Raw genomic sequence first — 14,142 nt, 5'->3', positions numbered from 1 at the left:
CTTTTGTTGAAAACACTAAACTTGTTGATAAAGCTGGCTTTAGCGATAGGGCTGACACTACTGATAGAACTGGTCAAGCCTATTTTGATTGATTAACTTCACCAATCACAAAGTTGCGGTTTGCAGAGTGTATTATAAAGCGTGTTGTATTACCGTTGCTTTTTTCTTCGGCCTTTTCAAGTAACTGATAATACACATTTTGATGGAGGCGGGCCCATAGATTTCGGCGTACACACACGTAGGGAATTGCAGTGGCATCTTTATCTCTGATCTCTTCGGGAGGAACGCGTAATTCAATTTGCTCCTCATTATCCAAACGGACTTCGTCGCCAGTTTGAGTAACAAGTACCAGTGTCTCACTGTTGTCTTTTTCTTCTAGCACTTTCCATTGAGTGATTAAAAACGGGGTGTCCTCAACAGTGATACCCACTTTTTCCACTGGAGTAACAAGAAAGTAATTGTCCTCTTCTTTTTTAAGCACCGATGAAAACAATTTCACTAGGCTAGCACGGCCTACCGGCGTTCCCTCATAGAACCAGCGGCCGTCCATCGCTATGACCATGTTAATGTCGCCACAGAAGTCTGGGTTCCAATTTTCTACGGGAGGCAGAGAGCGCGCCTTGTCAGACGAACCCTCTATCTGTTTTTGAAATTTAGTTAAGTCCATTTTGCTCAATCAAGACTTTAATTTCACGTAGCTTCGCTTTTATACGACGCATATTGTCAGGCCCTGTTCTTAAAAGCTGTTTTTGAGGCCCGTCAAGGTTTTCAAGCCGTTCATCTTTGTACTTGTACATAACCGAGTCTGAGTAAACTTCTACCGGTACAGGCACTTCCGGTGTATCTAGCAGTTCATCAATGGCGTTTAACAAAACGACGTTAAAGTCTTTGTCTGGATCGCCAATCTCTGCGTATTTAGCCTGAATGTCGTCTTTGTAAGTCTGAAAAACATTGACCAGTGCCTCGTTATCAAATGATTCCAGCACGTTGACGTATGGTGTATAGCGCTTATAGCTTGCGGCATCTATCCATTGTTTTCCGGCCTGTGAGTAAACTCTAAAATTCTGCTCAGGTGGCGTTAAAAGCTGATGGTTAGGCGCCATTTTATTATTGGCTAAGTTTGTTACCGACACGACAAAGCGTTGTAGTAACCCCTCATTGACGAGCAGCCTATTCACGGTGCTTTCATCGGCAGAAGCACTATTAATCAACGACTCTTTGATCGCAGGGTCGCTCACATCGAGAGGTTCAGGCTCGGGTTCTTCAAGCTCTGGTAGTGGTTCTACTTCATCTTTTTCTTCAAGTTCAACAGTAGGTGGCGCAGGCTTGGTTTCAAAAACCTCTGGCTCGTCAGATTCTGTAATAACAGGCTCATCTATTTGTGGCTTTGGTGTTTCTACCGGATCAGGCTTTTCATCACTGGGCCAAAAAACAATGGCCAGAATAACGACAAGGATAATTCCCGCTATCAGAAAGTGTGGGCCTAACGACTTTTTCTCTGTTGTTTCGCTCATAATGACTCCGCTGCTGAGATTTCCTTTTTGGTAATACTACCAGACATAACACTCAATGTTAGAAAATCAAACAAGAGAATTGTTCCTTTCAGCTTAATATATTAACTGTACTACTCTTTAACGTTTCAAACGGGGTTTTCGATTGCTTATATCAAAAATGAACCGTTTTCTTGCCAAAGCTCAAAAACGAGCCATGCGGCAAATGTAAATAGCTTGGGTTTTTTTAAACATTTGTTTAACATGAGGGCTGTGTTTATTAGGTTGCAGTTTATGACCGTTATTTTATTTGCGATTCCGCTATTTTTTCTGCTTATTGGCTTAGAGCTTTACGTTGATAGCAAGCGTAAAACAGGGCACTACCGTACCAATGATGCCATTACCAGCTTAAGTGCTGGTGTACTTTCTCGCATGATGGCAATAGGCCATCAACTTATTCCGTTCACCATTTATGTGCTTGTGTACGACGCCGTTGCGATGTTTGAACTTCCGCAAGCGTGGTGGGTGTGGTTAGTTGCCTTTGTTGCCTATGATTTCTTTTATTACTGGAATCACCGAATGGGACACGAAATAAGTATTTTGTGGGCCGCCCATGTCGTGCATCACTCTAGTGAAGATTACAATCTTACCACTGCGTTGCGGCAAACGAGCGGTGCAATTTTTAGTTGGGTATTTTATTTACCGTTAGCATTTGTTGGGTTTACCCCTGAAATGATCATCACCGTAGGGGCACTTAATCTGGTCTATCAATTTTGGGTGCATACCCAGCATATTAATACTCTAGGGTGGATGGAGCGCATTTTCGTTACCCCGTCTAATCACAGGGTGCATCATGCACAGAACCCTGTCTATATTGATAAAAACTATGGCGGTGTGTTCATTCTGTGGGACCGATTGTTCGGTACTTACATACCTGAATTAAAAGAGGAACCAGTTGTTTTTGGTATCCGCGGAGCACTCAACAGTTTCAATCCGATAATGGCTAATTTGCAAGTCTATAGTCAGCTAGCCAAAGACAGTTATTACACACGCCGATGGAGTGACAAATTTCGCGTCTGGTTTGGTCGTACTGGATGGCGACCAGCAGATGTTTCAAAGCGGTTTCCAAAGGAAAAATTGCCCTTGCAACAATTTAAAAAGTACCACCCACATATTCATAAATCGGTTACGCGCTATAGCTTACTGCAACATGTCATTATGCTTGTCGTTTCGCTGTATTTTCTTTTGAATTTAAGCGCTCTCTCGGGTATTCAACAAGTCACTATTGTGACAACGGTTGTGATTATGAGTATTCAAAACGGTTTTATACTGTCTCAGTCAACGTTGGCGTTAGCTATTGAGGGGCCTCGGCTGCTAATGCTTCCTTTACTGTGGATTGCCGCAGGGGTTGGCGCAGCAGCGTTGTGGTTTGCTTTATCGTGTGTTGTTAGCTTAATTGCCCTGCTTTACGCTGTGCGCCACAGCAATTATCGACGTCCACTTGAAGATGTCACCTTGTCTGCTGAAACGGCAGATTGAACCTGAGAACTCGCCATTACGTAATAAGGTCGTTTTGCGCAAAAGCGTTAACCTATTCCGCATATAGTTATAGCGAAGGCTTACTTTGCAGAGCCCTCTTTTGTTTGGGCTCGGCAATCAGATATGCACATAAGTGAGAATAGAGCACTCCGATACCAATGGCTTGTTTTTAGAGGGTAGCATGCATAAGTTTCTATTTAGTGATTTAGAAGATACGCCAACAGTAATAGACTACTTAGAAGTTCAGTCTTACGAGATGAACGTATATTTAGTGTATCTAACTGTGAAGGACAGAAGTGGCATGGTTTACGACAAAAAAGGTAAGCCCATGCGATTCTTTAGTACAGGCCATATTCGTGAGGCTTTTGCACACTGTAGTGTTGCGAAATCTGTGATGAAGCACGATACGCCTTATGATGAAATGATAGGTAACCCACCAAAAAGCGCTGAGCAGATGGCACTGCCTTTTAGTATGGATTTACCCTACTAAGCACTTCCCCATCATCTGAATTGATATTCCAGATCAAAAAGCAAAAACAAAGGAAAGGCTGCGTTATTCTAGCCAAGGCGCAGCCAACTCTCTCATGTTTACTTGGGCGCCCAAGCGTCTTGCGAGAAGAAATAAACCACCAAGCTTTCGATGGATAAACAGTGCGTCAGCCGGTGGCGTGTGCCAAAAGTCGTGCTCGGCAGTGAGTGTCATGCCCTTATCGTGAAGGCGCTGTACCAAGGTACTTGTACCGAAGTCGTAAGGTTCGTCATGTATCAGCGATTCACAGGCTTCCATACCAATACCTATGACTGCATCGACCTGTGCTGCCTCGTGAGTGCTGTCAATTAAGCCAATATCTAACGCTGCTGCTTTCATACGTTGCGTGTCTTGCAAAGCGGCGCTATTGAGAAGTTCTTTATACCCCACAGAAATGTCGTCAGGAATGTCTCTGGTGGCACCAAAATCAAGCAATACTATCTGCTTGGTCTCAACATTAAACTTATAATTGGCAAGGTTTGGATCGCTTTGTAATAACTTAAAGTTAAACACTTCATTGAAAAAAAGTGACATTAAGTCACTCATAACAGCGTTACGTACATTTTGGGGCTCATCGAGTAAAGCGTCTAAGTTCGAGGCTTCAATAAAGTCCATAGCCAGAACGGTTTCACTGGTAAGAGGTTGGTAAGTAGATGGAATTAAAAAGCGCTCCATATCCGCTAAATGACTACCATACCGGGTAAGCATAGTTGCTTCTCTGTTGTAATCCGCTTCTTGGTGCAGTTGGGTTTTAGCTTCATTAAGCAGTGGCTTAATATTCAGTGATTTTGGAATGAGCCCGGTTAAATTTATAAGTGTGGCAACATTGTCTACATCGCTATCAATGCTCTTTCTAACCCCGGGGTACTGCACTTTAATGGCAAGCATTTTTCCTTCCATAGTAATAGCTTTGTGCACCTGACCAATAGACGCTGCTGCCACGGGAGCAAAGGAAAAGTACAACAGATCATCTTGCCAATTCTCGCCCCAAGCTTGGTTTAATGTGTCGATTAACTGCGATTTTGGCATCGGGTCGGCGTCTTCCCTCAATCGCGACATTATGGTGGCTAGTTCAGGGGGTAGGAAGTCGCCGGCGTCCATGGATATTAGCTGACCTAGTTTCATGGCTGCTCCGCGCATACTGGCCAGTTGATTCGCAACGTTAGTCATGTTTTGTGGGGTAAGCAGCAATGACGATAATGCGGGTTTTTCACCTCTTAAAAGCTGCCCAGCTCCTTGTGTCACGACATTGCCTGCAATTTTACCGGCCAGAGCGCCTAGCCTACTTACTCTAGAAAACCGAGAAGTGGGGATCGCTTTTGACTTTCGTGAAGGGGTATCGTTGGACATGTAGGCTCTCTTTTTATGGGTTTAAGCTTGCCGTGCTTAGTAATTTTTGTGCGTGATTTTCGTATACTTAATCTTTATGTGCTTAAGCCTCATGCGCTTGAAGCACACCACAGTGTAAGCAGAACTTGGTGCGCAACGCGCTGATTATTAGTTTTGTTAATTTAGTAGCGAAAGACACTAAATAGCACCGAAAAGTATTTTCGCGCTTGGTTTAGATAACAATATGAATAGTTACGTGGAAGCGGTGGGAAGCGATTACAAATAAGCGTAATCGCTTGTTGTCAATAATTAGGGCACGCCCTAGATTATTTGGGATATCACTTGCAAAATAAATCCAACGACACTGCCAATGGCAAAGCCCGTCCAGCCATTAGCGCTGCAGTAACGCCAAAGAGCAGCGCCAAAAAAGCCACACCAAAGCATTGAAGAATACGTTGCGATCATGCCATCGCCCATACCAGTATTGGGCAAAAACAGCATAACAATAAAAGTGAGAGCCATTGCTCCACTGAGCAATACCCACATGATATTTTTCTTGTCATCAAAAGCGTTATTACTTTTGTTGGCATCAGCTGGTTCAACAATTGCGCTAGTGTCTACATTATCACTGTTGTTAGTTGCCTTTTTCTTTCTGTCTTTTCGAGCGTTGTGCGAAAGTGCACTAGAAGCACTATGACTCATAATGATACCTATAATGAATATCTAACCCGTGAATTCTCCAATACGTTAATATATTGTTAATTAGAATGCCATAAGACTTCGGTGGTAGACAAACGACAAGATTCGAGAGAAACGGATACAAAAAAGCCCGCAATATTTAGCTGTAAATACTGCGGGCCTTGTAATTATAAATTGAAACGTATTTATGTACTGAAAAGTAAAACCTTAGTGATGGCTGACGTTAAAGCCTACTTCTAAGAGAGTAACATTATCTGTAAAGGTAAGGGTTTTAAGCGGCCCATTGCCTTCAACATTAATGGTATTTACTTGACTAGGCCACAGGTCTCTTAGCGCATCATGACGAATTTTAAGGCCCTCTAATGCAGGTGGTTGGTCTGTTTCTTGGTAAACCCAAAAGTGCTTACCTTCAACTTCAAAACCCACTTGGGTAAGCGGAAGTGATTCATCTTCAATGTTTAACAACGCAAAGTGTTTACCTACATAGTCGGCAAATGCTTGCTGCGTTGCTTTATCGTCGATGATATCTGCGTTCTTTTCAAACAATACCTTCACCGCGTGCTCAGCATCATGCATGTTAAAACGATGCATTACTTCAATATTTTCCGTTCTTGGATTAAACAACACTGTCGTAATTGCAGCTTTAATTTGATGTGCCTGTGCCGCGTTGCTGTAAATCATGCTACCTGCAACCAAAAGCATAGCAAACAGGGCGAAACCGCCCTGCTTAACAATGGACAACTTATTAGTCATCTTTTTCCTCTTCGCCTTCCTCTTCGTCGTCATCTGTCTTTAACTCAGTTTTCGAGTCTTGCATAAGGTCGCGATATTCGTAGCTGTTACGAGATTTGCCTTTATATGCTTCGATGCGCGAAGGAATAATACGACGAGGATAGTGATTGTTTTCAACATTCACGTCTGCCGTTTCCCAATGCGGGTCTACGGTAACGCTCACTAGCTCTTTGTCTTTTTCAGTTACGATAAGTTTGCTAACCGCTTTTGGCGTTCTGCGCCAAATTTCAGCAGGTATACGCATCTCTTCTTTAGTACCGTCTTCATAAGACAACTCTAGAATGATAGGCATTACCAAGCCACCTAGGTTACTAAAATTAAGCACGTAATAGTTTTTATCTTCTCTTACTGCACGTTCGAACGCGGTGCGCTCCCACGGCTCTAAACCTTTCAAGAATTTTTGATAGCTATTGCGCTCTTTATTTGTCACGGTGTAACGATCGTTTTCGTCGTAGAAATCGCTAATGTCATCAAAGCGGTCAACCCAAAGTTCTTTACCTTCTTCTTTGTTGCGAATGACGGTAAGTGACTGAGGTTTTTCCATTTCTGCTTGGCGCTCGCGGCCAAAGTCGATATCTGGGTCTTCTGTGTTCAAACGAAGCTTGTAAACACTGTCAAGGCTGATATCTACGTGATCTGTTGAGTAGAACCAACCGCGCCAGAACCAATCTAAATCAACACCTGATGCTTCTTCCATAGTGCGGAAAAAGTCTGAAGGTGTAGGGCGTTTAAACATCCAGCGTTGAGCATATTCTTTAAATGCAAAGTCGAAAAGTTCTCTACCAAGAATAGTTTCACGCAGAATATTCAGCGCTGCAGCAGGCTTGGTGTAAGCGTTAGGACCTAAGCGAAGTACCGAGTCTGACTGAGTCATAATAGGCACTTGAGTTTGAGACTTCATGTAGCCTGTAATATCACGTGGTTCAACGCCCCATGGAATAGTAGGGTCCCATTCGCGACCTGCAACACCGTCTAAGAAGCTGTTAAGACCTTCGTCCATCCATGTCCACTGACGCTCGTCAGAGTTAACTGTCATAGGGAAATAGATATGCCCTACTTCGTGAATAACTACGCCGATAAGAAAGCGCTTTTCTGCCAACGAATAAGTACGTGTACCGTCGTCTTGTAATTCAGTACGAGGGCCGTTAAACGTGATCATTGGATATTCCATGCCACCCACAGGACCGTTAACCGACTGAGCTACCGGGTAAGGATAGTCGAAACTAAAGCGGCTATACACATCCATGGTATGAATGATGGATTCAGTAGAATACTTCTGCCATAGCTCGCCACCTTCTTTAGGATAGAACGACATCGCCATTACAAGAGGCTGTGTGTCGCCACCTTGTTGGTAACCGCGTGCATCCCAGGCAAACTTACGTGATGAAGCCCACGCAAAATCACGTACATTTTCTGCTTTAAACGTCCACGTTTTTAGCTTTGACGTACCTTCCTTTTCGTTCTCAATAGCTTCTTCAGGCGTTACGATAAAAACAATGCGATCTGCTTTCTCTGCTTCTTTTAAACGTTCGCGCTGAGTTTTTGTAAGCACGTCTTTAGGATTTTGAAGCTCACCTGTCGATGACACAATGTGGTCGGCAGGAACGGTAATGTCTACTTCGTAATTACCGAATTCTAATGTGAACTCGCCGCGGCCAATAAACTCTTTATTAGTCCATGCTTCATAATCGGTGTACGCCGCTAAACGCGGGAACCACTGAGCCAGCAAGAAAATGTCATTGCCACCTTCGCGCTCATCATCAGGGAAGTGCTCGTAACCTGCACGAGCAGATACTGCATCTTCTTCTACAATGTTAAATGCGAAGTCGATGTCGAAAGTCACTTTTTTACCTGGCTTTAAAGGCTTAGCCAAATCCACACGCATTAGTGTACCAACAGTGGTATGACGAAGGTCATTTCCTGATTTATCTTCAACGCGAGAGATGGTGTAGCCTAGCTCATTGTCTTCAACGAACTGCTGACGACGAAGTGCACCCATGCTCAACTTAGCCGGTTTATCGCCGTTGGCGGCTTGAGTAGCTGGCCCACGATTTCCAATGCCACCAAATGTGGTAGTAAGCGCTGACATAGAATCATCGCGGAATTTGTTTTGGTCTAATTGAATCCACAGATATTTAAGCGTATCTGGTGAATTGTTGTGATAAGTAATCGTTTCTTTTGCTTCAATACGACGCTCACCTTCAAGCAGTTTTACGTCGATATCGTAATCTACTTGTTGCTGCCAATATTGATGGCCCGGTTCGCCAGCGGCATTTCGGTATACGTTTGGAGTAGGTAGAACTTCATCTAGCTGACGGAATTTATCTTCAAAGTCGCCTTTTGTTTGTTTTATGGCGGCGTTTGCACTTGGAAGAGAAATCAGCATAGACAGTACTGGCGCTAACCAGAAAAAATGTCGTTTTGCGGTACTCATTGTGTTTCCTTGCAACGTGATTAGTTGGAATTGTTATAAATTATCACAGTTAGTATATAAGCCTCAGTAGTTGAATCCTAGTTTTTGACCGTAATCTACCCCCGGTTTAACGCAAAGTTTGTGTAACAGAACATTTTGTTCTGCGCCATTACTGTCGTATTCTTATTGTCCGTTTTTTCTTGTTTTCTCCCATATGAATAGTTTCTCTTGGCAGCGCGCTGTCGTAAAAGTAGGTAGTGCATTGATTGCGCCAGAAGGTAATGAATGTAGCGGTCGTTATTTATTAGCATTAGCTCGTTTTATCACGGCAAGTCGCGAGCAGGGAAAAGAAGTCATTCTCGTTTCCTCAGGTAGTGTTGCTGCGGGGCGCGGAAAAGTCTCTTCTGGTCAATATAAAGTGAAGGTAAGACAAAACCCGTCTATTGCTGAAAAGCAAGCCATGGCCGCAATCGGCCAAAACATCATGATGGCCAACTGGCAGCGATTTTTTGATTTTCCTTGTGCCCAGGTACTGCTTACTGCCGACGATCTTCGTGACCGTACGCGTTACGTGAATATAAAAAATACACTTCGAGAGATTATCAATCACCATGCACTTCCTATCGTGAATGAAAATGACACGGTAGCAGTGAATGAACTTAAAGTGGGCGACAATGACAACCTTGGTGCTTACACTGCATTAGTCGCACAAGCCGACACCTTGATTATTTGCTCAGATATTGACGGGCTCTACACAAGCGATCCTCGTAAAAACAAAGATGCTACGTTAATTCCTGTGGTTGAAAGCATTGATAGCACCATTTATGGGTTAGCCGGAGGGGCCGGAACGTCTGTTGGAACTGGCGGTATGCGCACAAAGATAGAGGCAGCAGATAAATGTATAAACAGCGGCATTCAAACGCTTATCGTCAATGGTCGACACGGTGAAACTTTTGACGCCCTGCTGGCTGGAAAGGTGCCCGGTACGCTTTTTAAAGCTATGCGAACCCCTTCTAATGCCAGGCGCTTATGGTTAACGCACACATTAAAAACTGCTGGTCGTATTATTATCGACAAAGGCGCCAAGGTTGCTTTGATTGAGCAGGGAGCCTCGCTACTCCCCTCGGGTATTGCGGGAATAGAAGGAAACTTTGCGCAAGGCGAAGCAGTTGAAATAGTGTGTGAAAACCAAGCAGTGGCAAAGGGATTAAGCTTATATAACGCAAAAGACTTAATACTTATAAAAGGGAAAAAGTCGAAAGATATTGCCAGTGTGCTAGGTTATGAAACGACAAATGTAGCTGTGCACAGAGACGATATGGTGCTTTTGTAGCAGAGAAAGCCCTTTTATACAGGATGCCCATGACAGAAATAACGCCAACACTCGCCGACTATCCGTTTTCAATTACTATTGCTACTCGCTGGCAGGACAATGATGCCTACGGTCACATCAATAATGTGATGTATTACAGCTTTTTTGATACGGCGGTAAATCGCTTTTTAATTGAGCAGGGTGGATTAGATATTCACAACGGTAAGACCGTGGCGTACGTGGTTAGTAGTCAATGTCAGTACGTTGCTCCGGCAGCCTACCCTGAAAATATTTATGTTGGTATGAGTGTAAAAAAGGTAGGGAGGAGCTCAGTTACTTATGGACTGTCAGTTTACGCCGGAGAAAGCCAGCGAAGAGTTGCTCATGGGCAGTTTGTGCATGTGTTTGTCGATAGGGCTTCAGATAAATCTATTCCTATTCCTGTAAAAATAAAAGCGGCCCTTGAGTCGATAAGCGATGCCGTATGAGTTTACCTAATGTGGTGTTTCTTGATGCAGAGACATTAGATTTAGAGTCGCTGGATACTCAACAACTCAGTGATGTAGATGCATGCCTTACGTTGCATCAAAATACCCTTCCAAACGATGTTGTTACGCGAATTGAAAGTGCCACTGCTGTATTGGTGAACAAAGTTGTACTAAGCGCAGAAGCGCTGCGCCAAGCGCCCAGGTTAAAATACATTGGTGTTACAGCTACCGGCATGAATAATATCGACCTAGAGTATTGCAAAGCAAATGATATTAAAGTGCAAAATGTTCAGGCATACGGGACCAGCAGTGTGGCGCAGCATGCGTTAACGCTACTGCTTAATTTGGCCACCCAGTTTGTGCACTATCAGCATGATGTAAAAGCGGGGGCGTGGTCTGAATCTTCCCATTTTTGTTTACTGTCTCACCCTGTTGTTGAATTAGAGGGAATGCACGCTGTCATTGTAGGTCATGGCGAGCTTGGCAAGCGAGTAGAAGGTTTATTTAAAGCTATGGGCATGCAGGTGACTATTGCTGGGCGTCCAGGAAGAGCCGACGATCCGCGCCCGTCGCTTTCATCGCTATTACCTAGTGCTGATGTGGTGAGCCTTCATTGTCCGTTGACGCAAGAGACAGACAAGTTGATAAACGCAGAAACCCTATCGTTAATGAAGCCAAATTGTTTTTTAATCAATACCGCGCGAGGTGGACTGGTTGATGAACCCGCCTTGCTTGGAGCACTTAAAAATAAACAAATTGGTGGCGCTGGGCTCGATGTATTGTCTGTTGAACCTCCACCCTCTGATCATATTTTAATGCAGGCCAATTTACCCAACTTGTTAATAACACCACACAATGCATGGGTGGGGAAACGCGCGCGACAAACCTTGCTCGATTCAGCGGTTAACCACTTAACGCAATTTTTAGCGCAATGATAATTGAGGATTAATGGGCGAATGAACAACCCAACCTTATTCTCATTGTGCTGTCTAATTTGGGGCTCAACTTGGATTGCGATTACCTATCAAATTGGCCATACATCTGAGACATTTGCTATAGCGCTGCGCTACTTACTCGCCGCCGTATGCTTGGGAATTTATTGTTTAGTAAAAAGGCTGCCGTTTGCCCTTCCCTTGCAAATACACGTGAAGATGGCTGCGGTGGGCTTATTTCTCTATAGCTTAAATTACACTCTGCTTTACATGGCACAGGCACATATTATCAGCGCGCTTTTAGCGTTGATGAGCTCCTGTATTATTTATATTAACGTGGTGCTACGTCGCTGGTGGTTAAAAGAGCCTATTCGCAAAGAGGTAGTGATTGGGGCGACGTTTGGATTAAGCGGTATTGTGTGTTTGTTCGTACCCGAGTTCTCGAAAGTTTCCATGGACGCAGCGCTGGCTTTAGGATTAAGCATTGCCTTTGTCAGCTTTTTTTGTGCTTCAGTGGGCAATGTTATTTCTGAGCGGATTTTAACTTCTGGCACTCCGGTTATTCAGATGAACTTTTATGCCATGTCTTACGCCATGATTTTGCTATTTATAACGTCGTTATTGTTGCCGGGTAAGCTCATTATTCCCACCAGTACAGAGTTTTATTTATCGCTGCTTTATCTAGCTTTGTTTGGCTCTGTTTTTGCCTTTGGTGCTTATATGAAATTACTTCAACAAATGGGGGCAGATAAAGCGGCTTACGTGGTATTGGTATATCCCATGGTTGCGCTGGTAATTTCAACCTTCTTTGAGGGCTATCAGTGGACAGCGCTCTCTTTCGTCGGTGTTGCTGTAGTGCTAATGGGCAACGCAATTGCCATGGGAAAAATACCGCGCTTTATGCGTCGCCCTTTTTTATCTCACTAAACCAAATTTAACAAACTAAAGCCTACTAAAATAAGGCCTAACTAAGTAAGCGGCTTAAAGCGCATTTATTTTCTTGTTTAGTTCATAAGCTGGCTCAGTCACTATAGCTTCTAGTGTTTCTATTCGCGCCATAAGCGCTTCTATTTGAGCGTCTTTTTCTTTTATTTGCTGCTGCTGTAGCGCTGCTTTGCTCGCTATAAACGGGTTACTGCACTTTCCGTTCATCCAGTCGTTCAAGCGCCACTGAAATTTTGCGTCTAAATAACTCGCTAATAGCGCAATAGAGGTGATACTTCCAAGTAACAATACAAGGCTTAATGTAGACATAGAACTCTCCTTCACTAGGATAATTTATGTGTTGGTTCAAGGCATTCGTTGTTACTAGTCACGGCTTTTCAGAATAAATTACAAAAAAGATTTATAAACGTGTAATAAAAATAAATGGGTGCAGACTGTAACTGGGTGTGTTGAGCTTTTTGCTGCATTTTTGTAGTGGTCAACTCGCTACAGTAATGATTAGGGTACTTACGTACCTGCTAAACATAAAAACTTTTAGAAAGGGCAACCCGCTTGGGCCAAGGATTTGAAGACGTTTTTACACAATACGGAGCATTGTTAAGCCGCGTTGCAAATAGCTACGAAGCTAACGAGGCTATGCAGCAAGAGCTTTTGCAAGAGATTGCTATTGCTGTGTGGCAGGGGCTGTCTCGGTTCAAGGGCGATAGTAGTGTAAAAACCTATATTCTGAAAATTGCGCACAATCGCGCGGTAACCCATGTAGCAAGCCAAGTAAAACGTGTTGATACTCACCGATATGAAAGTGATACGTTGGGCTCTGATGGTTACCAAAGTCCACAGTATTCTCCAGAAGTCGTTTCTAGCCAGCAGCAATCGCTAGCACGTTTGCTGAAAGTCGTTCGGGCACTTCCCCTGCAGCCAAGACAAGTGCTTACCCTGTCGTTAGAAGGATTAAGCTATGACGAAATTGCCGAGGTATGCGGTATATCAAAAAATCATGTGGGTGTTATTTTGAAACGGGCAAAGCAAAAAGTGCTGCAGGAGGAACCCAATGCATAACGATGATAATAAAGATCGAGTAAAAGCTAATCGAGTTAAAGGAAGTGACACTGATTTGACTATGTTATGGCAGAATCAGCCAGTTAACGATATCGACCTATCTGAAGTAAAAAAAAGCTTTAACAGCGAGCGAATAAAACAGCGTATTTATATGGTTATAGATTCTTTAGCGCTTCTGCCTTCTCTCTATTTTTTATCTATTTACTGGGGAGAGCTATCTTTTACTGCAAAAGGGTTATGTATTTTTATGGTGGCAACGGCCATTCCGTTTTTAATTTATCAATTGTGGCTGCGACGAGTGGCGGCTTTTGCCAAAGACTCACAAACTCTTGATCATTTACATCAATACACGCGCCAGATAAAAAATAATATACGCATTGCGTTCATCACCAAGCACTCTGCATGGCCCGCGCTTTTTGTGCTGCCTGCGTTTGCATTAGAGCGATACTTTTTTGGAGAATTAAGCCCCGAAAAATGGGAAAAAATCGCCTTCAGTTTTCCCATCGCAACGCTCATTCTTATTGTATGGGGTATTTGGGCACACAAGCGTCAACAGCGCTTTGAAAAACAACTCAAAGCGCTAGAAGAGATGGCAGAGCAGCGCACAGTTTAGGG

General features: G+C 43.5%; 15 protein-coding genes. 8 read left to right on the top strand and 7 right to left on the bottom strand.

The window, feature by feature from the left end; genetic code table 11:
* Positions 1 to 79 precede the first annotated feature (79 nt).
* A complete protein-coding gene (locus BM528_RS18060) occupies positions 80 to 667 on the bottom strand; it encodes a DUF1285 domain-containing protein (RefSeq protein ID WP_071981032.1) in 588 nt (195 codons plus the stop codon).
* Complete coding sequence (locus BM528_RS18055; protein WP_071981031.1) at positions 654 to 1,514, bottom strand: DUF3014 domain-containing protein; 861 nt, start codon at positions 1,512 to 1,514, stop codon at positions 654 to 656. Before BM528_RS18055 ends, BM528_RS18060 begins: the two co-directional genes overlap by 14 nt.
* Positions 1,515 to 1,784: 270 nt before the next feature.
* Between BM528_RS18055 and BM528_RS18050 the strand changes: the two genes are divergently transcribed.
* Positions 1,785 to 3,029, top strand: a complete 1,245-nt coding sequence (locus BM528_RS18050) for a sterol desaturase family protein (RefSeq protein ID WP_071981030.1) — start codon at positions 1,785 to 1,787, stop codon at positions 3,027 to 3,029.
* 181 nt (positions 3,030 to 3,210) lie between these two features.
* Positions 3,211 to 3,519 (top strand): DUF6482 family protein, encoded by a 309-nt coding sequence (locus BM528_RS18045; protein WP_071981029.1) that lies wholly within the window; start codon positions 3,211 to 3,213, stop codon positions 3,517 to 3,519.
* 63 nt (positions 3,520 to 3,582) lie between these two features.
* Here the strand turns inward: BM528_RS18045 and BM528_RS18040 are convergent, their stop codons facing one another.
* The 4 genes from BM528_RS18040 to BM528_RS18025 all read right to left on the bottom strand — a co-directional run bounded on the left by BM528_RS18040 (position 3,583) and on the right by BM528_RS18025 (position 8,812).
* The gene (locus BM528_RS18040; protein WP_071981028.1) at positions 3,583 to 4,908 is read right to left on the bottom strand and encodes an ABC1 kinase family protein; all 1,326 of its coding nucleotides are present in this window, start codon (positions 4,906 to 4,908) and stop codon (positions 3,583 to 3,585) included.
* Between the two features lie 300 nt (positions 4,909 to 5,208).
* On the bottom strand, positions 5,209 to 5,589 hold the full coding sequence (locus BM528_RS18035; RefSeq protein WP_071981027.1) for a hypothetical protein: 381 nt from the start codon (positions 5,587 to 5,589) through the stop codon (positions 5,209 to 5,211).
* A gap of 204 nt (positions 5,590 to 5,793) precedes the next feature.
* Positions 5,794 to 6,339: a DUF6702 family protein gene (locus BM528_RS18030; protein WP_071981026.1), complete on the bottom strand. Its 546-nt coding sequence runs from the start codon at positions 6,337 to 6,339 to the stop codon at positions 5,794 to 5,796.
* A complete protein-coding gene (locus BM528_RS18025) occupies positions 6,332 to 8,812 on the bottom strand; it encodes a M1 family metallopeptidase (RefSeq protein ID WP_083595346.1) in 2,481 nt (826 codons plus the stop codon). The genes BM528_RS18030 and BM528_RS18025 overlap by 8 nt, the downstream gene beginning before the upstream one ends.
* A gap of 193 nt (positions 8,813 to 9,005) precedes the next feature.
* On the opposite strand from BM528_RS18025, the gene proB reads away from it, so the two are divergent.
* Genes proB through BM528_RS18005 form a run of 4 tightly spaced genes read left to right on the top strand, consistent with a single transcriptional unit; the run spans position 9,006 to position 12,450 of the window.
* Positions 9,006 to 10,124, top strand: coding sequence for a glutamate 5-kinase (gene proB, locus BM528_RS18020; RefSeq protein ID WP_071981025.1), 1,119 nt, complete (start codon positions 9,006 to 9,008; stop codon positions 10,122 to 10,124).
* Between the two features lie 29 nt (positions 10,125 to 10,153).
* Entirely contained in the window at positions 10,154 to 10,591 is a 438-nt protein-coding gene (locus BM528_RS18015; RefSeq protein ID WP_071981024.1) for an acyl-CoA thioesterase, read from the top strand.
* Entirely contained in the window at positions 10,588 to 11,526 is a 939-nt protein-coding gene (locus tag BM528_RS18010) for a D-2-hydroxyacid dehydrogenase (RefSeq protein WP_071981023.1), read from the top strand. Before BM528_RS18015 ends, BM528_RS18010 begins: the two co-directional genes overlap by 4 nt.
* A 21-nt stretch (positions 11,527 to 11,547) precedes the next feature.
* Positions 11,548 to 12,450, top strand: a complete 903-nt coding sequence (locus BM528_RS18005) for a DMT family transporter (RefSeq protein ID WP_071981022.1) — start codon at positions 11,548 to 11,550, stop codon at positions 12,448 to 12,450.
* 54 nt (positions 12,451 to 12,504) lie between these two features.
* Here BM528_RS18005 and BM528_RS18000 read toward each other — a convergent pair whose 3' ends face one another.
* A complete protein-coding gene (locus tag BM528_RS18000; protein ID WP_071981021.1) occupies positions 12,505 to 12,777 on the bottom strand; it encodes a hypothetical protein in 273 nt (90 codons plus the stop codon).
* Between the two features lie 243 nt (positions 12,778 to 13,020).
* Between BM528_RS18000 and BM528_RS17995 the strand changes: the two genes are divergently transcribed.
* Positions 13,021 to 13,527, top strand: coding sequence for an RNA polymerase sigma factor (locus BM528_RS17995; RefSeq protein WP_071981020.1), 507 nt, complete (start codon positions 13,021 to 13,023; stop codon positions 13,525 to 13,527).
* Positions 13,520 to 14,140 carry a hypothetical protein gene (locus BM528_RS17990; protein ID WP_071981019.1) on the top strand — a complete coding sequence of 207 codons (621 nt, stop codon included), beginning with the start codon at positions 13,520 to 13,522 and terminating at the stop codon, positions 14,138 to 14,140. Before BM528_RS17995 ends, BM528_RS17990 begins: the two co-directional genes overlap by 8 nt.
* The last annotated feature ends 2 nt before the right edge of the window (positions 14,141 to 14,142 follow it).

It is taken from the genome of Alteromonas sp. RW2A1 (assembly GCF_001886475.1).
Lineage (GTDB): Bacteria > Pseudomonadota > Gammaproteobacteria > Enterobacterales > Alteromonadaceae > Alteromonas > Alteromonas hispanica.
Note: the sequence above shows the minus strand (reverse complement) of the source record. Positions and strands in the feature narration are given on the sequence as shown.

What these genes read in the sequence shown, in the direction of transcription:
- BM528_RS18050 (WP_071981030.1), top strand. Translation starts at nt 1,785, where the DNA reads ATGACCGTTATTTTATTTGCGATTCCGCTATTTTTTCTGCTTATTGGC.
- BM528_RS18005 (WP_071981022.1), top strand. Translation starts at nt 11,548, where the DNA reads ATGAACAACCCAACCTTATTCTCATTGTGCTGTCTAATTTGGGGCTCA.
- BM528_RS18055 (WP_071981031.1), bottom strand. Translation starts at nt 1,514, where the DNA reads ATGAGCGAAACAACAGAGAAAAAGTCGTTAGGCCCACACTTTCTGATA.
- BM528_RS18035 (WP_071981027.1), bottom strand. Translation starts at nt 5,589, where the DNA reads ATGAGTCATAGTGCTTCTAGTGCACTTTCGCACAACGCTCGAAAAGAC.
- BM528_RS18060 (WP_071981032.1), bottom strand. Translation starts at nt 667, where the DNA reads ATGGACTTAACTAAATTTCAAAAACAGATAGAGGGTTCGTCTGACAAG.
- BM528_RS18040 (WP_071981028.1), bottom strand. Translation starts at nt 4,908, where the DNA reads ATGTCCAACGATACCCCTTCACGAAAGTCAAAAGCGATCCCCACTTCT.
- BM528_RS18015 (WP_071981024.1), top strand. Translation starts at nt 10,154, where the DNA reads ATGACAGAAATAACGCCAACACTCGCCGACTATCCGTTTTCAATTACT.
- BM528_RS17990 (WP_071981019.1), top strand. Translation starts at nt 13,520, where the DNA reads ATGCATAACGATGATAATAAAGATCGAGTAAAAGCTAATCGAGTTAAA.
- BM528_RS18025 (WP_083595346.1), bottom strand. Translation starts at nt 8,812, where the DNA reads ATGAGTACCGCAAAACGACATTTTTTCTGGTTAGCGCCAGTACTGTCT.
- BM528_RS18000 (WP_071981021.1), bottom strand. Translation starts at nt 12,777, where the DNA reads ATGTCTACATTAAGCCTTGTATTGTTACTTGGAAGTATCACCTCTATT.
- proB (WP_071981025.1), top strand. Translation starts at nt 9,006, where the DNA reads ATGAATAGTTTCTCTTGGCAGCGCGCTGTCGTAAAAGTAGGTAGTGCA.
- BM528_RS18045 (WP_071981029.1), top strand. Translation starts at nt 3,211, where the DNA reads ATGCATAAGTTTCTATTTAGTGATTTAGAAGATACGCCAACAGTAATA.
- BM528_RS18030 (WP_071981026.1), bottom strand. Translation starts at nt 6,339, where the DNA reads ATGACTAATAAGTTGTCCATTGTTAAGCAGGGCGGTTTCGCCCTGTTT.
- BM528_RS18010 (WP_071981023.1), top strand. Translation starts at nt 10,588, where the DNA reads ATGAGTTTACCTAATGTGGTGTTTCTTGATGCAGAGACATTAGATTTA.